The organism is Corticimicrobacter populi (assembly GCF_003123725.1).
Lineage (GTDB): Bacteria > Pseudomonadota > Gammaproteobacteria > Burkholderiales > Burkholderiaceae_B > Corticimicrobacter > Corticimicrobacter populi.
In genome coordinates this window covers 194,789-213,499 of record NZ_QETA01000002.1, presented here as the reverse complement: position 1 = coordinate 213,499, position 18,711 = coordinate 194,789, and the positions used below count along the sequence as shown (strand labels likewise).

19 protein-coding genes are annotated in these 18,711 nt (G+C 60.9%); 6 read left to right on the top strand and 13 right to left on the bottom strand.

The genetic code is table 11. The annotated features are described in order from the left end of the window. Nucleotides 1-15: 15 nt before the first annotated feature. Nucleotides 16-819 carry a hypothetical protein gene (locus DD235_RS16705; protein WP_146193443.1) on the top strand — a complete coding sequence of 268 codons (804 nt, stop codon included), beginning with the start codon at nt 16-18 and terminating at the stop codon, nt 817-819. Here the strand turns inward: DD235_RS16705 and DD235_RS06280 are convergent. After that, the gene (locus tag DD235_RS06280; protein WP_109061211.1) at nt 756-1,640 is read right to left on the bottom strand and encodes a LysR family transcriptional regulator; all 885 of its coding nucleotides are present in this window, start codon (nt 1,638-1,640) and stop codon (nt 756-758) included. The genes DD235_RS16705 and DD235_RS06280 overlap by 64 nt on opposite strands. 107 nt (nt 1,641-1,747) lie before the next feature. Here DD235_RS06280 and DD235_RS06275 point away from each other — a divergent pair, with 107 nt between their 5' ends. Next, entirely contained in the window at nt 1,748-2,155 is a 408-nt protein-coding gene (locus tag DD235_RS06275; RefSeq protein WP_109061210.1) for a CidA/LrgA family protein, read from the top strand. After that, nucleotides 2,127-2,840, top strand: a complete 714-nt coding sequence (locus DD235_RS06270) for an LrgB family protein (RefSeq protein WP_109061209.1) — start codon at nt 2,127-2,129, stop codon at nt 2,838-2,840. The genes DD235_RS06275 and DD235_RS06270 overlap by 29 nt, the downstream gene beginning before the upstream one ends. An 86-nt stretch (nt 2,841-2,926) precedes the next feature. Here DD235_RS06270 and DD235_RS06265 read toward each other — a convergent pair whose 3' ends face one another. The 4 genes from DD235_RS06265 to DD235_RS06250 are packed head-to-tail and all read right to left on the bottom strand — an operon-like array spanning nt 2,927 to nt 6,430. Next, nucleotides 2,927-4,237, bottom strand: a complete 1,311-nt coding sequence (locus tag DD235_RS06265) for an NAD(P)/FAD-dependent oxidoreductase (RefSeq protein ID WP_109061208.1) — start codon at nt 4,235-4,237, stop codon at nt 2,927-2,929. Further along, on the bottom strand, nt 4,234-4,989 hold the full coding sequence (locus DD235_RS06260) for an amino acid ABC transporter ATP-binding protein (RefSeq protein WP_109061207.1): 756 nt from the start codon (nt 4,987-4,989) through the stop codon (nt 4,234-4,236). Before DD235_RS06260 ends, DD235_RS06265 begins: the two co-directional genes overlap by 4 nt. Then, complete coding sequence (locus DD235_RS06255) at nt 4,986-5,648, bottom strand: amino acid ABC transporter permease (RefSeq protein WP_109061206.1); 663 nt, start codon at nt 5,646-5,648, stop codon at nt 4,986-4,988. The genes DD235_RS06260 and DD235_RS06255 overlap by 4 nt, the downstream gene beginning before the upstream one ends. A 17-nt stretch (nt 5,649-5,665) precedes the next feature. Beyond that, on the bottom strand, nt 5,666-6,430 hold the full coding sequence (locus DD235_RS06250) for an ABC transporter substrate-binding protein (RefSeq protein WP_109061205.1): 765 nt from the start codon (nt 6,428-6,430) through the stop codon (nt 5,666-5,668). Nucleotides 6,431-6,665: 235 nt separating this feature from the next. Here DD235_RS06250 and DD235_RS06245 point away from each other — a divergent pair, with 235 nt between their 5' ends. Next, a complete protein-coding gene (locus DD235_RS06245; RefSeq protein WP_109061204.1) occupies nt 6,666-7,448 on the top strand; it encodes an IclR family transcriptional regulator in 783 nt (260 codons plus the stop codon). Nucleotides 7,449-7,489: 41 nt separating this feature from the next. Here the strand turns inward: DD235_RS06245 and DD235_RS06240 are convergent, their stop codons facing one another. From DD235_RS06240 to DD235_RS06225, 4 genes are all read right to left on the bottom strand, one after another. Beyond that, entirely contained in the window at nt 7,490-8,365 is an 876-nt protein-coding gene (locus tag DD235_RS06240) for an ATP-binding cassette domain-containing protein (protein WP_109061502.1), read from the bottom strand. 19 nt (nt 8,366-8,384) lie between these two features. After that, nucleotides 8,385-9,254, bottom strand: coding sequence for an aliphatic sulfonate ABC transporter permease SsuC (ssuC, locus tag DD235_RS06235; RefSeq protein WP_109061203.1), 870 nt, complete (start codon nt 9,252-9,254; stop codon nt 8,385-8,387). 16 nt (nt 9,255-9,270) lie between these two features. Continuing rightward, nucleotides 9,271-10,245, bottom strand: coding sequence for an aliphatic sulfonate ABC transporter substrate-binding protein (locus DD235_RS06230; protein ID WP_109061202.1), 975 nt, complete (start codon nt 10,243-10,245; stop codon nt 9,271-9,273). A gap of 170 nt (nt 10,246-10,415) precedes the next feature. Then, entirely contained in the window at nt 10,416-12,572 is a 2,157-nt protein-coding gene (locus DD235_RS06225; RefSeq protein ID WP_239990061.1) for a TonB-dependent receptor domain-containing protein, read from the bottom strand. Nucleotides 12,573-12,783: 211 nt separating this feature from the next. Here DD235_RS06225 and DD235_RS06220 point away from each other — a divergent pair, with 211 nt between their 5' ends. After that, nucleotides 12,784-13,545, top strand: a complete 762-nt coding sequence (locus tag DD235_RS06220; RefSeq protein ID WP_109061200.1) for a winged helix-turn-helix transcriptional regulator — start codon at nt 12,784-12,786, stop codon at nt 13,543-13,545. 24 nt (nt 13,546-13,569) lie between these two features. Here DD235_RS06220 and ubiB read toward each other — a convergent pair whose 3' ends face one another. The 4 genes from ubiB to ubiE form a co-directional block, all read right to left on the bottom strand. Further along, nucleotides 13,570-15,129 (bottom strand): ubiquinone biosynthesis regulatory protein kinase UbiB, encoded by a 1,560-nt coding sequence (gene ubiB / locus DD235_RS06215; protein WP_109061199.1) that lies wholly within the window; start codon nt 15,127-15,129, stop codon nt 13,570-13,572. Then, nucleotides 15,126-15,731 carry a ubiquinone biosynthesis accessory factor UbiJ gene (locus DD235_RS06210; protein WP_109061198.1) on the bottom strand — a complete coding sequence of 202 codons (606 nt, stop codon included), beginning with the start codon at nt 15,729-15,731 and terminating at the stop codon, nt 15,126-15,128. Before DD235_RS06210 ends, ubiB begins: the two co-directional genes overlap by 4 nt. Nucleotides 15,732-15,914: 183 nt before the next feature. After that, a complete protein-coding gene (locus DD235_RS06205) occupies nt 15,915-16,925 on the bottom strand; it encodes a Tim44 domain-containing protein (protein ID WP_109061501.1) in 1,011 nt (336 codons plus the stop codon). Nucleotides 16,926-17,102: 177 nt separating this feature from the next. After that, complete coding sequence (gene ubiE / locus DD235_RS06200) at nt 17,103-17,879, bottom strand: bifunctional demethylmenaquinone methyltransferase/2-methoxy-6-polyprenyl-1,4-benzoquinol methylase UbiE (protein ID WP_109061197.1); 777 nt, start codon at nt 17,877-17,879, stop codon at nt 17,103-17,105. Between the two features lie 129 nt (nt 17,880-18,008). Between ubiE and phoB the strand changes: the two genes are divergently transcribed. Beyond that, nucleotides 18,009-18,707: a phosphate regulon transcriptional regulator PhoB gene (phoB, locus tag DD235_RS06195; RefSeq protein WP_109061196.1), complete on the top strand. Its 699-nt coding sequence runs from the start codon at nt 18,009-18,011 to the stop codon at nt 18,705-18,707. Nucleotides 18,708-18,711 lie beyond the last annotated feature (4 nt).

The following is an 18,711-nucleotide window of genomic DNA, read 5'->3' as shown; positions in this document are numbered from 1 at the left end:
GTTGGCCCCCGACTGATGACCGTCGAAACAACCCGCCAGGGCATCGAACACCGAGTTTCGCGATTGTCGGTATGCCCGCACGAAAACAACTGGCGACATCAGGTGGCAATAGGTGTCATCCACCTCGAAGCCATCGAATGCATCGCCATTCTCGAACAGGAAATCCATCACGGCCAACTGGAACAGACACGCATCATGCCGGGCCCGACACTCGCGCCCGGTCTGTGCCGCTTCATGAAACTCCTGGACGAAGTCACGAAAGTCAATGTAGCCCCGCCCTTCGGTCAGGAACATCAACCGATTGCCGGACACTTGGAATTTTTCATATGCCTCGTCATCCATGCCCAGTTCAAAGCACAGCATCCTGAAAAAATGGTTGATATGAAGCTCGCTGCGATCGATCCCCCCGTTTTTGAGGAACATCAACTGGAACACATAGAAAAAGATATGGATATCCTTGTCCAGCCGTTGCCGGTTATCGATCTGGAACAGATGGCCAAAACGGGACAGCATCAATCTGGCCGCATAGCTGTCCGACTCGCTCAGGCCAAGCCTGCGGATCGTCCGATCCGCCATACCTTGCGGGAACAGCTCGAACCATCTCGCCAGGGGCTGAAAACCACCTCGATCCTTCGCCACCGAGAGCTGAAAAAGATCCTTTTCATCTTCCCGGTAGACATAGGGAAAAAAGGACGCTTGCCGGCACCTTGGGTTGGTGAAATGTCTGACCTTGTAGAAAAAAGCATCCGCCACCATCATGTGTTCCCGTATGTCTCGCGCACCAGCTCCAGCCAGGCCTGCGCTGCCCCCGACAGGTAGCCACCACGCCGCCAGGCCATCCCCATGCACCACTCGGTACCGGCATCGGCCAGCAGCGGCTGGCGAATGGCCGCGCTGCGACGACGCAGCGCCATGCCTCGCGGCAGGAATGCCACGCCCAGGCCTGCCCCCACCAATTCGAGCATGAAATCGATCTGGCTGCTGCGCGCCACCACGTCCGGCTCGAAACCGGCCTGCCGGCAGCCATCCAGGATCATGCGGTGCAAGGTAAAACCACTTTCGAACAGGATGAAAGGAGTATCTTGCAGATCGGCCAGCCGTACGCTACGCCGGCCGGCCAGCGGATGCGCCGGGGCCAGCAGGGCCGCCAGCGGCTCACGACGTACCGGCGTCCACTCGAATTCCGAACCGGCAGCCTGCAGCAGACCGGCAAAATCGATTTCTCCGGCGCGCAGGCTGGTCTCCAGTTCATCACTGCCATGCTCGACCAGGCGTACATCGATGCCCGGATAGCGTTGCCGGTACACGCCAAAGAGCGGCGCGAACAGGGTACTGCTGCCTACCGGCGGCAGGCCCAGCCGCAGCACGCCGCGTCGCAGCTGCCGCACTTCGTCCAGTTCCGCCTGCAGGTCATCGCAATCGGCCAGCAACCTGACGCCGCGCCGGTACACCACCTCGCCGGCCGCCGTCAGTGACTGGCGTCGGCTGGTGCGCTCCAGCAGCGGCAGGCCGATCTCGTCCTCCAGCTGCCGTACCGCCTTGCTGACCGTGGACTGGGTGGCAAATACGACCTGGGCCGCCTGCGAAAAGCCGCCCTGCCGGACCACTTCAACAAACGCACGCAAGGTTCTCAATTCCATGAACGATTCAGTCCAATAAAGAATAGCAACTAGTCAATCAATTCACTTTGATCATACTTCAAAGCGACCTATCATGATCGCCTGTTTCCCGCCTGTCGCCACACACCATGCTTCGCCATTCGTTCCGCCTCATCCATCGCAGCGCCCCGCTACAGCTTGGCATCGTGCTGCTGTTCTGGCTGGCGAGCGAAGGCCTGGTGCGACTGGCCGGACTGCCCCTGCCCGGCGGCATCATCGGACTGGCACTGCTGCTCCTGTTGCTGGTCACGCGCCGGCTGAGTGTCATCAGCATGCGGCGTGGTGCCGAATGGCTGCTGGCCGACATGCTGCTGTTTTTCGTCCCTGCCGTTCTGGCGGTCCTCGACCACCGCGAGCTGTTCGGTCTCATCGGCCTCAAGATCCTGTTCGTGATCCTCTGCAGCACGATCATCGTCATGACCGTCACTGCCCTGGCTGTCGATGCCTGCTACCGCTGGAGCCTGCGCCATGTCCGCGCCGAGCACGATCCTGCTTGAACCCGCCCTGCACGCGCTGCTCTGGTCGGTCGTCACCATCGGTTTCTACTGGATCGCCAAGCGCATCTACCAGCGCTGGCCGCGCTGGTGGCTGATGCCGCTGGCGATTACGCCGATCCTGATCGCCTCGGTGGTCCTGCTGGTGCACGCCGACTATCGCGAATACATTCGGGGCACGAAATGGCTGGTTCTGCTGTTGGGCCCTGCCACCGTCGCCTTTGCCATTCCGATCTACGAGCAACGCGCGCTGATCCGACGCCACTGGCCCATCCTGCTGGTCGGGATGGTGGCCGGCAGCATCGCCTCCATCGCTTCCAGCTGGGCGCTGGCGGCCTGGGTCGGACTCGACGACACCCTGCAACTGAGCCTGCTACCGCGCTCAATCAGCACGCCCTTTGCCATGGAAGTATCCGGCGATATCGGCGGCATTCCTGACCTGACAGCCGTGTTCGTGGTCATGACCGGCATCGCTGGCGCAGTACTGGGGGACCTGATCCTGGCACGCGTCCCCATCATTTCTTCGCTGGCGCGCGGCGCGCTGTTTGGTGTTGGCGCGCATGGCGCGGGCACGGCCCGCGCCCACCAGATCGGCTCAACCGAAGGTGCGGTTGCAGGCCTGGTCATGGTGCTAGTGGGTGTGCTGAATGTGCTGGCCGCACCACTGGTGGCGCATCTGTTGCGCTGACGGCGACAGAGAGCGCTGCAGCAACAAGCAGCAGCGCGCGAGCGACAGCCAAGGCAGCGTACCATCACCTGACTCTCTGTCACGCCTCAATGCGCTCGGCGCGTCTCCAGTCGGTCGAGCAAGCTATACCAGGCTACGCCAGCGGCGATGTAAAAGCGTTGTAAACCGTGCAGCGGAATTGATCGCATCTCAGACAATGGATATGGAAACGCAGACGGATTTCCACCACTGAGCAAATCTGCCAAGTGCTTGCCCATACTTGTTGCCAGGGCAATACCTCGACCATTGCAACCCAGTGCCATGGTCAAGCCGGGGGCGGGCTGATGGACATGCGGCAAAAAATCCCGTGTCACCGCAATGCGGCCAGCCCAGCGATAAGGGAACGAGACCGACTCAAGCTGCGGATACAACAGTTTCAACGAACGCTCCAGATGTGCAAAATCAAGCGGACCCGACGGATCCTGAAAATGCCCGCGCCCCCCCATCAACAATCGGCCCGCATGGTCTTTTCGAAAATACAGCAACAACCGTTGGGCAGTGGACACTGTCTCGCCCCCGTCCAAAATGCCCATGCCACGCTCGCCCAAAGGAGGCGTAGCGACAATGAAGCTGTTGGCGGCCAGCACCGTACGCGCCAACCCGGGCCACAACGGGTCTGTATAGCCATTGGTAGCGAGGACAACCTGCGGTGCATCAACCGACGCGCCCGTCGCCGTGCGTACACGCCAGCCCTCTCCATGGCGTTCCAAACCTGCAACCGGGCTATCACCATAGATCTGCACGCCATGCTGGCACGCCGCCCTGGCCAGGCCATACGCATAAGCCAGTGGCTGCAGACCACCAGCACGCCCATCCAGCCAGCCACCCGCAAACTCCGTGGTACCAGTGCGCTGGCACACTGCATCGCGATCCAGACACGCTACCGGCACACCTAGCTTGCGCCACTGCTCAGCACGGCGATGCAGCCCCGCCACGGCCTTATCGCTGTAGCCAACCTGCAACCAGCCCGCGCGCACGGGGTGACAATCCATGCCATACCGCTCGATCAGCCCAAATACCATGTCAGCCGAACCAGACACCGCCTCGATCAGTGCCTCGGCACGCGCACCGAACATGCGATACAAATCCTCAGGATCGAATTTCAACGTGGGGTTCACCTGGCCGCCATTGCGCCCGGATGCCCCCCAACCGGGCGCGTGCGCATCCAGCACGCAGACACGTGCACCCAATTGAGCCAGATGCAGCGCTACAGACAGGCCGGTATAACCTGCCCCCACAATCACCACGTCTGTCTTGCTGGCCCCCTCCAGGTGCGGCACAGGCATTGCTGCAGGCGCAGTATGAGCCCACAGGGAATCGGCAGCAGGATGCAACAGGATAGATCGCACAGTCGTCATACCGGCTCCTGCACCCGTTGCACTGGCTGATGCAGCACCCGGCGTAAAAAATCCTGTGTCCGGGCGTGGCAGGGATGCCCCAATACCTGATCGGCTGCGCCTTCCTCGACGATACTGCCGCCATGCAGAAAGCAGACGCGATCAGCCACCTCCCTAGCAAAGCCCATTTCATGGGTAACCACGATCATGGTCATGCCCTCGTTGGCCAAGTCGCGCATGACATCCAGCACATCGCCAACCAATTCCGGATCCAGCGCCGAGGTTGGTTCGTCGAAGAGCATTGCCTCTGGTTGCATGGCCAGCGCCCGGGCGATGGCGACACGCTGTTGCTGACCTCCGGACAGTTGGGCCGGATAAGCCTGCGCACGTGTGGCCAAGCCTACTTTTTCCAGCAGGCTCATGGCGACCTGCCGTGCCTGCGCCCGCGGTGTACGGTTAACGTATACAGGACCTTCCATCACGTTTTCCAGTACCGTACGATGCCCGAACAGGTTAAAGCGTTGAAAGACCATGCCCATGCGACTGCGCAAATGATGGATGCCATCACTCTCGGCATCCACACGCTCACCAAAGGCCAGAATATCTCCCCCTTGATAATTTTCCAGGCCATTAATGCAACGCAGTACCGTGGATTTTCCCGATCCGGATGGCCCGATCAAGCAGACCACCTGGCCTCGTTCCACAGTCAGCGACACGCCTTGCAACACTTCATGATCACCGAACGATTTTCTGAGATTACGGATTTCAATCATGCTTTTCTACCCGCTCCGAAATGATGCTCCAGCCTGCGCAAACTCCAGACCAGCGGCAGACTCATCAACAGATACAGCAATGCAACCAGTGTATAGACCGTCATATTCTGGAATGTAGACGCGGCAATCAATTGTCCTGCCCGCGTCATCTCGGCCACAGTAATGGTGGACACCAGAGACGAGTCCTTCAGCATCATGACCAGCGTATTGCCGTAGGGCGGTAGTGCAATGCGAAAAGCTTGTGGCAGGATGACGCGACGCATCAGCAAAGGGCTGCGCATGCCCAATGCCATGGCCGCCTCGCGCTGACCTGAATCCACCGCCTCGATCCCCGCGCGGAAGTTCTCGGCCTGATACGCCGAATAGGCAATCCCGAGACCGATGACCCCCGCCTGGAATGCACTGAGATGCACGCCAAACTCAGGTAGGACAAAGTAGATGTAAAACAATTGGACAATAATCGGCAGTCCACGAATCACATCGATGATGCCGGAAGCCATCAGGCGCAGCATCCGCACGCGCGACAGCTTCATCAAGGCCAGTCCGAGCCCGAGCACACTGCTGAGCAAAAACGACAGTACCGTCACCTGAACCGTGACGACTGCCCCTTCCAGCAGGATGGGTAGAAAGTCACGGACGTTTTGCAGAAGATTTTCCATCTCGTGATTCCGATGACTCAGATGCCCCACTTGAGCACAATGGCATCCAGCGTGCCATCCGCCTTGATCTGGGCAATAGCCTGGTTCAGGCGTTCCAGCAATGCGGTATCCTCCTTGCGTACGACGAGGCACACATCGCCGACATTGGCCGGTTCGAAATCAGGTGCCAGTTTCACCCCTGTGAACGTATTTTGCGCAATCTGATACGCAATAATGGGCTGATCCCCGACGCCGGCCTTGATGCGGCCAAGTGCGATATCGCGCGTCATATCGGCCACCGAGTCATAGCTGCGTACTTCCTTGAAAATACCCATCTGCTTGAGACGATCCAGGAATACCGTACCTACCTGCGCGCCCACCACCTCACCGGCCAGCGCATCCAAGGTCGTATAAGCAGCATCATCATTGGCTGCCACGATCAAACCCTCGCCATATGAGTACACGGGTTCGGAAAAAGCCACCACTTCCTCGCGCGCCGGCGTCTTGAGCATGGCTGCCGAGACAAAATCGATCTTGTTCGATGTCAGAGAGGGAATCAACGCTGCGAACCCTGTCTGCTGAATGGTGGTATCAAAACCTGCTGCCTTGCCTACGGCCTGTGCAGTATCAACCATCATGCCCTGGATCGTATTGCTCTTCACATCCAGGAACGTGAACGGGATACCTGTTGCCGTTGCGCCCACGCGCAATGTTTCTGCCTGTGCTGGCGCAGTGATTGCCAGGCATGCTGCAAGCCCCAGGCAGGCCAGTATGCGTTGGAACGGTTGGGAAGCGAGACGCATGATAGTTAACTCCTTCACTGTTTTGGTGATCGGATGATGCCAACACACCCCGCATGAACACCACGGGCCGCGTGAATTCATTATCGATTTCAAACAATTGAAAAAGAATAGGTAAAAACCATTAATCGAATTATAAGAATCGATATTCGATTTGTTAGAATCTACCAAAGTCCCATAACATGACGCATCAAAGCGTATCTATAATTCCGACAACCTATTACCTTGCGGGCACCCCATGCCGATCGACACCAACCCGCTGTTCAATCAATCGCTGGAAAAAGGCCTTGCCGTACTGTGTGCGTTCAGTGCCGAGCGACGCACCATGACCATTGCCGAAATCGCAGCCCACGTCGGCATCAACAAGAGTTCGACGCAGCGCATGGTATTTACCCTGGAACAATTGGGCTACCTGCGCAAACATCCCCGCACACGGCGCTATATGTTGACGGTACGTGCCATGCGTGTAGGCTTTAATTACCTGGGCGCAAACACATTGGTCGATATGGCCAATCCGTTCCTGTCCGAACTGACCAACCTGACAGCAGAGACAACCTGCCTGACCGAGCCCGATGGGCTGGAAATGGTCTATGTAGCACGCTTCGTCAGCTCGCAATTCGTACCGGTCCATATGCCCATAGGCAGTCGGATCCCTCTGTACTGCACAGCTTCGGGACGCGCGTATCTGAGTGGATTACCTGAGCCTCAGGCAATTGAACTGCTGCAGGCTAGCGACCGGACTGCGCACACCATGCATACCCGCACTGCACTGCCTGATCTGCTGGAGCTACTCCAACAGGCACGCCAACATGGCTACGCAATCAATCAGGAAGAACTGTTCCTGGGAGACATGACACTGGGAGCACCGGTGTACGGTAATCGCAGGCAGCCTATCGCAGCCGTACACATTGTGGCTCCGACCAGTCGCTGGACTCTGGAACAAGCAGAATCCAAACTGGCCCCCGCGTTGGTAGCCTGTGCCCGATCCCTGAGCAACTCCATGCGCGCCATCGATCTGTAGCGGCAACGTGCAGGCAACCATCAGCAGAACACCGGGTGCGCTCAGGCATATCCCGCAGCATTACCCACTGCGTCCGGCCCGGCCACCGTTGCCCGCTCACCGACAGTCGATGTCACCTTGTGCACCAGCAGACGCTCCAGCACCTGCCCTTCCAGGCCGGCACAGGCCGGATCGCCGCGACCACGCGGACGCGCCAGGCCGACGGCCAGGTCAAGCGCAAGCGCACCCTGCTCGATGAGCACGATCCGGTCGGCCAGCGCCACGGCCTCAGCAACATCGTGGGTCACAAGCACCGCCGTAAAGCGGTGTTCGTGCCACAGATTCTCGATCAGTTGCTGCATCTCGATACGCGTCAGCGCATCCAGCGCCCCCAGGGGCTCATCCAACAGCAGCAAGCGTGGCCGATGCGCCAGCGCCCGTGCCAGGGCCACGCGCTGACGCTGACCGCCTGACAGCACGCGCGGCCATTCGTCGGCCCGATCTGCCAGCCCCACCTGCGCCAGCGCCTCGCGCGCCTGCTCGCGTCGCTGTGTCCGAGAGCCGGGCAACCCAAGCGCCACATTGTCGATGACTTTCTGCCAGGGCAGCAGGCGCGCATCCTGATACATGATGCGCACATCAGGTGCTGCCAGTGCCGGAGCATGATCATCCAGCGCAATTCGACCGCCGCTGGCCTGATCCAAGCCGGACAGAAGCCGCAGCAGCGTACTCTTGCCGCAACCACTGCGCCCTACGATCGCCACGAACTGCCCCGGCGCAATGTCCAGGTCGATGCCATGCAGCACCAGGCGCTCGCCAAAACGCCGCGACACACCCCGCACACTCACTGCCAGGCCGTCAGAAATCGATGCCGTATCGCCATGCAACGGCACGGCGGCGGTCTGCCGCTGGGCCACGTGCTCATTGGATCGTGCCATGATGTTCATCCCTATCAGGTCAGGCAGGCAGGAATCCGGTATTCCAGCGCAACAGGCGGCGCTCCAGCCAGCGGGCGGCGGTGTCGGCCAACTTGCCCAGCACGGCATAGAGCAGAATCGCCAGCACCACGATGTCGGTCTGCATGAACTCGCGCGCCGTCATCGCCATGTAGCCAATGCCGCTGGTCGCCGAAATGGTCTCTGCCACAATGAGCGTCAACCACATGAAACCCAGTGCATAGCGCACCCCCACCAGGATGCTCGGCATGGCCCCGGGCAGGATCACCTGCCGGAACAATTGCCAGTTCGACAGCCCGTAGGAACGCCCCATCTCGACCAGGCCCGCATCCACCGAGCGAATGCCGTGAAAAGTATTCAGGTAGATCGGGAACAGCGTGCCCAGCGCCACCAGGAACAGCTTGCCGCCCTCGTCGATGCCGAACCAGAGGATCACCAGGGGAATCATCGCCAGGTGTGGCACATTGCGGATCATCTGGATCGAGGTATCGAAAAGCCGTTCAAAAATACCAAAGCCGCCGTTGAGCAGGCCAAAAGCCAGTCCGATAATGCCGCCGATCAGGAACCCGGTCAGCGCACGGACGAAACTGGCCCACAGGTGCTGGAACAGTTCGCCGGTCTGCACCAGCGTCCAGCCGGCTTCCAGCACGGCCGCCGGGGAGGGTGCCACACGGGTGGACAGCCAGCCCGCCGAGGCTGCGATCTGCCACAGCAGCAACAGGATGATGGGCACCAGCCAGGGCAGCAGCGTCCCTGCCGCCCGTCGCAGGACGGCCGCAGCACGCTGCCACGCGGCAGGGCCGCGACCGGCACCGGCGATAACTGAATCACCGTGCCCCGGCACGGCAGTCAGGCTTTGCTCATTGGACATGACGGCTTCCTGACACTCAGGGCCGCCAAACCACGCTGGCGACATCCAGCGGACGGGGGATCAGCTTCTGCCCGGAGAAGGCATCGGCAATGGCCTGCTGGTTCCGGATCACGGCATCATCCAGGTACTGCACGCCGTAGCCATAGTTCTGCAGGGCCGTGCGCGTGATGTCCTTGCTGAGACCAATCTGCGGTGCCAGGATCTCGGCCGCCTCATCGAAATGCGCCAGCGTCCAGTCATCGGATGCCTTGACCTCCTCGATGGCCCACTTGAGCACTTCGGGATGGGCATTGGCATATTTGCCGGTCGACAGATAGAAGTTGTAGTTGTGCACCAGCCCCTCGCCACTTTCCAGCACGCGGGCATCGACCTGTCCGATGGCGGCCTGGGCAAACGGATCCCAGATGATCCAGGCATCGATCGAACCATTCTCGAAGGCTGCCCGCGCATCGGCGGGCGGCAGGTAGACCACATTCACATCGCTGTACTGCAGGCCTTCTCGCTCCAGCAGGCGCAGCAGCAGATAATGCACGTTCGAGCCCCGGTTGAGCGCAATGCGCCTGCCCTTGAGCTCGGAGAAAGCGCGAATGGGAGAATCCTTCTGCACCAGGACTTTCTCCGCCCTGGGTGCGGGTGGCTCGTTGGCCACATACACCAGGTCGGCACCCGCAGCCTGGGCAAACACGGGCGGCGTCTCACCCACGCAGGCAAAATCGATGCTGCCTACATTCAGCCCCTCCAGCATCTGAGGCCCGGCGGTGAACTCGATCCAGCGCACGGTCACACCTTCCCTGGCGAGCCGTTCGTCCAGATTGCCACGTGCCTTGAGGATGGCCAGGTTGGAGCCTTTCTGCCAGCCGACGCGAAACTCCCTGGCCTGAGTCTGCTGCGCCCAGGCCAGGGAGGCGGTGGCCGCCGTACCGCCCCAGGCGGCCAGCGCGCTGATCAGTTTTATGGATTTCCTGCGACCGGGATGAAATGTGCGGGACATGCGGAGGCTCTTTCGTCATGGATGAAGAGAACCATCCTAGCAACCGGCCCCGCACACATGCCAATACCCATTTCTGCATTGCTTATGGATTCTGGCGTTAAGGAGTCCAGTTCATGAGGCCCGCACGCGGCGTCATATAGACGCCGGTACGGACACGAACATGCTGCCGATCAGAACTGGATCGTTGCCGACAACCAGAAACGGCGACCTTCCTGGTTGTTGATATAGCGGTTGCTGTAGCCGGTGCCGCCAGAGGCCGTGCGATAAGGCTGGTAGTCGATGAAATCCTTGTCGAACAGGTTGTAGATGCCGGCATTGAGCGTCACGTCCTTGTTGACACGATAGGCCCCACCCACATGGAACAGGGCATAGCTCTTGTAATTGCCCAGTTGATCACGAACGGTATCGTCGGAGCGATAACGCGAACTGCGGATCTCGGTACGCATCCAGGCGCTCCAGGTGTCGTTCGGCACCCAGTCCAGCTTGGCATTGAACATGTGGCGCGGCGTGTTGGTCAGCGGCGCGCCTTCGTTGGCACCGCTTTTCTGCTTGCTGCTGGTATACGTGTAATTGCCTGACACGGCCCAGGCATCATTCATTTGCCAGCGCGTGCTGAACTCGACACCGCGGGTCACGGCCTTGTCCACATTGATACTCTGTCCGTAGGTGTCCTGCGACGGGAAATAGCCGAAGTCCACGCAGCCAGGACGATTCGGATCCCCGGCGAAAGAGCAATTGGGCACCCCGGGACCGGAAGCGATCTTGTCCTTGAAATCATTGTTGAACAGCGTCAGCGTGGAGGTGAAGCCATCCAGACTGTCATAGAGCACGCCGACCTCGGTACTGAGGCTCTTCTCGGGCTTGAGCGTGGGCGTACCGATCAGCGGGAAACGCCCCTGGCCGCCAAAGCCGATGATGCCGTCGGCCAGTTGATCAAGACGCGGCGTCTTGTAGCCAGCGCTGACCCCGCCCTTGAACGTCCAGTTCGGCGTACTGGTCCAGACGATATAGCCACGCGGGCTGGTATGGCCGCCAAAGGCATCGTGGTGGTCGTAGCGCACCCCGGCAGTCAGGGCCAGGTCATGGATCGGCCGGTATTCGTTTTCCACGAACAGCGCCCACTGCTCGTACTTGAAATCATTGGTCGCCACGGCGTCGGTCATCTTGCCGTCCTGCCACTGTCCACCCACGGTCAGCAGATGCTCGCCCCACGAGGTATCGATCGGCAGGATCAGCTTGCTGTCGAGAATGGTGGTCTTGATCTCCAGTGTGCGGTCGGAACCGGGCTCCTTGCCCGGCACGCCTCGGGGAATGGTCCGTCCCAGCGTTTCCGTTTCGTTGCGGCTCAGGACCGACTCGATCGTGCCGAAACCCAGCCGGCCGGTATGAGACAGGCTGTACTGGTGCCGGTTGAAGCGCTGTGTATCGGCATAGCCGCCATAGGTGCCCAGCGCTGGATTGTCGACGGTGCCGACATAACGCGCGCTGTCGCTGTTATCGTATTTCTGGCGCTGGGAGTCGATATCCAGCACGATGTCGTGATCCGCATTGGGCGTCAGCGAAAACTTGGCCCCCACGCTGGTATTGGTATATTTGACCGGGTTGGCCCCCATGACCGGAACCGCATCGGCACCCGTCGCCACCGGATAGCTGATGTTCGAAGCGCCACGATGAAAAATGCTGCCGCGCAGCGCCACGCCCAGCACGTCCTGTTTGATGGGACCACTGACGTAGACATTGGCATCCTGGTTGTGACCAAAGCGGTTGTCGGTCTGCAGGGTGCTGCCCAGTGTCAGGGAGCCGCCCCACTCGGGCGACACTTTCTTGGTGATAATGTTGACCACGCCACCCATGGCGTCCGAGCCGTACAGCGTAGACATCGGCCCGCGGATCACTTCGATCCGCTCGATGGCAGAAAGCGGCGGGATGAAGCTGGTCGAGGTTTCGCCAAAGCCGTTCGGCGTGACATTGCCCGCTACATTCTGGCGACGCCCATCGATCATGATCAGCGTGTAGTCGGAAGGCATGCCGCGAATACTGATATTGAGACCGCCCGTCTTGCCAGCCGAATCGCCGATATCCACGCCTTCGATATCACCGATGGCCTCGGCAATGCTGGAGAAATCCTTGCTGGCCAGTTCCTCGTGCGTAATCACGGAAATGCTGGCCGGAGCCTGCTTGATGTCCTGTTCGAAGCCTGCGGCCGAAACCACGATGGTGTCGAGGCTGTCTACAGCGGTTCGTGTCTGCGTCTGTGCCTGCGCAGGCAGGCTGCCAATCGCAAAGGCACCGGACAATGCCAGCGCCAGTCGGGTAGGTTGATGCATATGCACTCCAGAATAAGCGCGCCGCATCAGTCCTGCGGCGCTAGGTCCAGAGGCATCCTATCCAGCAAATGAAAATTGTTAGTATTGCTATTGACAAACAATAGGAAAATACAGTTTTATTAAGGTTTCTTAAGATTTGCCGATTGCATCCATGCAACGTCATTCCGCATTCCATTTCGTACCGGCCTGCTGCAAGGCAACCTGAAGCATCATGAAATCGATCGAAGTTCTCGCTGTTGCCCATAAGGATCTGCTGGGCGAAGTCACGCCCGCGATTGCCGCGGCCGGCATCACCACCCTTCACCTGGCCACCGGCATCGACTCCGCACTGAACAAGAGCACGACAATCCAGCCAGGACTGGCCCTTATCGATACATCTTTTTCCGCTGATGCCGTCGGGCAATTGCTGCGCGTGCTGTCACAGGCCTCGCCACGCTGTCCAATCATGTTGCTGGGCACGCCGCATGCCTCGGCCGATGCGGCACGGCACTATGGGCGCTATCTGCGCACTGCACAGTTGCGCGCAGTACCTGCGCCGATCGATGCCCATTATCTCGGGCTGCAGATCATCCAGATTCTCGAACCCGACCTGCATGGCAGACGCCAGATTGCTGGCATGCTGGAATGTGGCGACCTGCGGCTGGACATGGACGCCTCGGTGGCCACCCTGGAAAATCGCACTGCCTACCTGACTGCCGCCGAAATGAATCTGCTGGGCATGCTGATGCGCCAGTCCGGCAATCTGGTCAGTCGTGAGCAATTACGGGCCGGATCACTGGCAGGCGATGCCGCGCCCAAGGATCGCAGCCTGGACACGCACATGAGCAATCTGCGGCGCAAGCTTGGCCTGCCGAACGGACGCCATGCCGGCAAACCACAGATTCGTAGTTTCAGAGGGCGGGGCTATGCCCTGGTCGGATATTGCATGGCCATGCTGGGCATGCTGCCGGCACTGGCGGGTGCTATCGAATAGTACCCGCCACACCGGCTGCGTCGGTCAGCGCATCAGCGCCCACAGCAGCACGGCCAGCCCCAGCGCCAGCACACCCGCCAGGGTGGCGGTCCAGCGGTTGCCCTGCTCCTGGGCCTGCCGCAACCGGCGCAGTTCATCCATCAGCTCGGGACCATAGTCAGGCCGCTTGAGGCGCTCATGCGCCAGACGAGGCAGTTCGGGCAGGAACTGGGCCCATTGCGAAGCCTCCTGCTTGAGCTTGCTGCGCAGGCCCGCCAGTCCCATGCGCTGATGCATCCACTTTTCCAGGAACGGCTTGGCCGTGCGCCACAGGTCCAGATCGGGGTCGAGCTCACGCCCCATGCCTTCGACATTGAGCAGCGTTTTCTGCAGCAACACCAATTGCGGCTGGATCTCGACATTGAAGCGCCGCGAAGTCTGGAACAACCGCAGCAGCACCTGACCCAGCGAAATCTCGGACAGAGGCCGGTCGAAATACGGTTCGCACACTGCACGCACCGCACCTTCGAGCTCTTCTTCGCGGGTATCGGCAGGCACCCAGCCCGACTCGATGTGCAACTGGGCCACCCGCCGGTAATCGCGCTGGAAGAACGCCAAGAAGTTCTGCGCCAGATAGTTCTTGTCGAACTCGGACAGCGAACCGACGATGCCGAAGTCCAGGGCGATATAGCGCCCCAGCGTCGCCGGTTCGTCCGACACATAGATATTGCCCGGATGCATGTCGGCATGGAAAAAGCCGTCGCTGAACACCTGGGTAAAGAAAATCTCGACGCCGGTCTGCGCCAGGCGGGGGATATCCACACCGGCGGCACGCAGCCTGTCGATCTGACTGACCTGGATGCCGCGCATGCGCTGCATCGTGAATACATTGCGCGAGGTGAACTCCCACACGACTTCCGGCACCATGAGCAGTTCGCCGCGCGCCGAGCCCGGCTCGAAATTGCGCCGTAACTGACTGCAGTTGGCAGCCTCTTTCTGCAGATCCAGCTCGTCATGCAGGTATTTGTCGAACTCATCGACCACCTCACGCGGACGCAGGCGCTTGCCATCGGGAATCCGCTCGACCAACCGGGCCATGATCTCCATCAGCCGCAGGTCGTTTTCGATCACGTCCAGCATGCGCGGACGCAATATTTTGACGGCCACCTCGCGGCCATCATGCAGCACGGCAAAGTGCACCTGGGCCACGGAGGCCGATGCCACAGGCTCGCGCTCGAAATGGGCAAACAACACCTCGGGAGGCTGCCCGAAAGAAGCCTCGATGAAAGCCGCCGCCTGTTCGGAAGGAAACGGCGGCACGCGATCCTGCAGCAAGGCCAGTTCATGGGCAATGTCATGCGGCACGATATCCGGCCGGGTCGAGAGCACCTGGCCGAACTTGACGAACACCGGCCCCAGCTCCTCCAGCGCCTTGCGCAGACGCACACCGCGCGACAACTTGGGCTGGCGGCCGAACCGCACCAGCCGCAGCAACCGGGTCGCCAGCGGACTGCGGATACCGGAGAGAACCAACTCATCAAGCTGATAGCGGAATACGACCAGGACAATCTTGAACAGGCGACCCAGGCTGCTGAATATCCTCATGCCTGCCGCTCCAGCCGGGCGACCCGCGCCTGCATGCGGCGCAGATCCTCACCCAGCAGCCGGATATCCTGTTCGAAGCGTGCCTGTATGGCTCGTCCCGTCACCATGGGTTGCTCCTCGCTGACATACTCGACCACGTTACCGGCCAGGCGTCCGAACAAGGTGCGCAGGCCCTGCGCCGCACCGCGCGCAGTGCGATAGATCTGCGCACCCGCAGCATCACCAAAGCGGCGGGCCAGTTCTTCCTCGACATCCCAGCGCAGATGACGCGCCAGTTCGGCCACGACCTGCGCCAGCGCAGCTTCGCCCTCGATGCGCATGGCCTCCATCAGAGCCGCCTCCGGCTCGCCGGCCTTGCGGACATCGATCTTGGCAGGGGTGATCTGCAGCCGGACATCGGCGCTGTCCTGTGTCTCGGCGCGAACCAGCGTTCCGCCCGCCTCGATGGACAGGGCCAGTACGATACGGCCGACCTCGACCTGCACCGTCTTGCCGTGGTGCGGAGCCAGCCGCTGCGCCGCCCAGGCCTCGCGAGCCAGCAGGGCATTGAGCGTCCTGACGATCAGGGCGGAAGGAGGAGGAGGAACAAGGTGGGAAAGCATGACGGCACCAGCCTATGTGTCTGATTGTCTAGTCAATCGGGGGATCAGACCGCAAGTTTACCGGACTACGGGATACCAGGGCGCTCACCATCAAGTAAAAGGGCGAACCATGCGGCCCGCCCTTGCGATACGACAAATTTTTTTCCGGAGCCACCCCAGGGGCGGCATCCGGCAACAGCACGATCAGTTGGACTGTTCGCCGTCCAGTTGCTGGATACCTGCCAGCAGCCAGCCCGTATCGTCACCCTTGTAAAGGTTCCAGACTTCCTCGAATCGGAAAGCCTCGGCACCCGGTGCATCACGCAGCATGCCGGAATAGCGCACGCTGGCCAGGTAGCCGTCGGGCACATTCTCGATACCCAGCAGCTCGGCATTGAGCAGCACCACTTCGGTATGGTTGCCACCTTCGCGCTGTTCAAGCTGGTGGCGCATTTCGGCCAGCAGATCCTCGGTCATGTAATCGCCAAGCTGTTCGATATCGCCACGATCCCACAGTGCCTGGATCTGCACGAAATGCGACTTGGCATGCTGCAGGAACTGCGGCACATCGAAGTCGGCAGGGATATACCAGTCATCCTGCCCCTGACCGACGGCAGGTTCGGCCGCCGTGCTCATGAAAGCTGGAGATGAGGATGTCGAGGCAGCCGGTGCTGACGGCTGCGCTGCCGGCATGGCAGGCTGTGCATCACGCCACATGCCCTGCTGCTGGAACTGCCCCTGGCCGAACGCGCCACCGGATGCACCGGCACCGGCTGCCGCTCCCTGCGCCGCAGGGCGCTGAGCCGACGCGCCACGCAGGCGACGCCAGATGAACAGGCCGGCAAAGGCGATCAATGCGATCAGCAAGGCACTGGACAGAAACTCGGCCAGCGCGCCCCCCAGCCCCAGGCTGGAGAACAGCGCTGCCAACCCCAGGCCAGCGGCAATGCCGGCCAGCGGCCCCAGCCAGCGCGATGCGCCGCTGCGCGCCGCCTGCTGGCTGGCTGCACCTGCAGCGCTATTGGCAGCAGCAGGCTGCTGGCCAGCCTGGCGCTGGGTGTTGGCTGCCGGCGGGGTGGTCGCCTGGCGTTGCTGCATGACGTTGGAAGACTGGCGTCCGGCGCTGCCGCCGCGCCCCATGCGCTGTGCTTCGGCATCGAAGGACACCGACAGCATGGCGGTGCCGCTGAACGCGAGCACGGCCACGGCCAGCATGCGGGAAAAACGGTAGGAAATCTTCAAGGCACACTCCTGCAAGACAATTCTGACATTAAGCTGAACACAAGCTTAACGGAATTATCATGCCTGCGGCAAGCCCGACAGGAATACAACAGTAAAAAAAGCTGCCCCCCTGCAACCGCACAGGATTGCAGGGGGGCAGCTTTTTCGACATCAGTCCAGACGCACGCCTTCGTGCAGGGCCACCAGCCCGGCCGTGAGATTGAAATACTGCACCCGCTCCAGGCCGGCGGTACGCAGCATCTCGGCCAGGGTATCCTGATCGGGATGCATGCGGATGGACTCGGCCAGATAGCGATAGCTTTCCGCATCGCCCGCGACCTTCTGACCCAGCCACGGCAGGATATTGAAGGAATACCAGTCGTAGGCAGGCGCCAATGGCTTGGCGATGCGCGAGAACTCCAGCACCAGCAGCTTGCCGCCCGGCTTGAGCACACGCCGCATCTCGGCCAGTGCCGCATCCTTGTGGGTCATGTTGCGCAGGCCGAAAGCCACGCTCACCCGGTCGAAATACTGATCGGGAAACGGCAGGTGCTCGGCATCGCACACGGCCACCGGCAGCACCTGACCCTTGTCGAGCAGACGGTCACGCCCGACGCCCAGCATGGAGGAGTTGATGTCGGTCAGCCAGACCTCGCCCTGCGGCCCCGCCCGCTTGGCGAAGGCGCTGGCCAGGTCGCCCGTACCCCCGGCGATATCCAGCACCTTCATGCCGGGCCGGATGGCGGCACGCGTGATGGTGAAGGCTTTCCAGATACGGTGCAGCCCCCCCGACATCAGGTCGTTCATGATGTCGTAGCGGGAAGCCACGGAGTGGAACACACCCGCCACCTTGCCGGCCTTCTCCGACTCGGAGACAGTCTGGAAACCGAAGTGGGTGGTCGGGGTTTCTGTGGCAGCCCGATCCTGCCGGGAAAATTGTTCGTTCATAGGGCTATATCGTACCGTATCCACGTCTTCCCGGCGTGGTCTGGCAGGGTCTAATTTGCGCGCTGTCACATACTCGCAATATTCCGGCCATACTATGCATGCCATTGGTCAATTTCCGGATCCTTTGCCATGTCCAGTACCATTCTTGTCGTCGAAGACGAACCCGCCATCCAGGAGCTGATTGCCGTCAATCTGTCCTTTGCGGGCCACAAAGTGCTGCGGGCCTATGATGCCGACCAGGCCGCCACGCTCATCAATGCCGAACTGCCCGACCTGATCCTGCTCGACTGGATGTTGCCGGGAGCCTCGGGCCTGACCCTGGCACGTCGCCTGCGCAGCGACGAACGGACACGCGACGTGCCCGTCATCATGCTGACGGCCAAGGGCGCGGAACAGGACAAAGTCGACGGCCTGGAAGCCGGAGCCGACGACTACATCACCAAGCCGTTCTCGCCCAAGGAACTGATCGCCCGCATCAAGGCCGTGCTGCGCCGGCGCGCACCACAACTGACCGATGACGTGATCGACGTCGGCGGTCTGCGCCTGGACCCGGTGACGCACCGTCTGAATGGTCACGATCAGCCTCTCAGCATCGGGCCGACCGAATTCAAGCTGCTGCATTTCTTCATGACCCACCCCGAGCGTGTCTTCTCGCGGGCACAGTTGCTGGATCAGGTCTGGGGCGATCACGTATTCGTGGAGGAACGCACCGTCGACGTGCACATTCGTCGCCTGCGCAGGGCGCTCGAACCCAGCGGCCATGATGTGCTGATTGAAACCGTGCGCGGCAGCGGGTATCGTTTCACCGCTCGCCCCAGCGCCCGCTGACTCC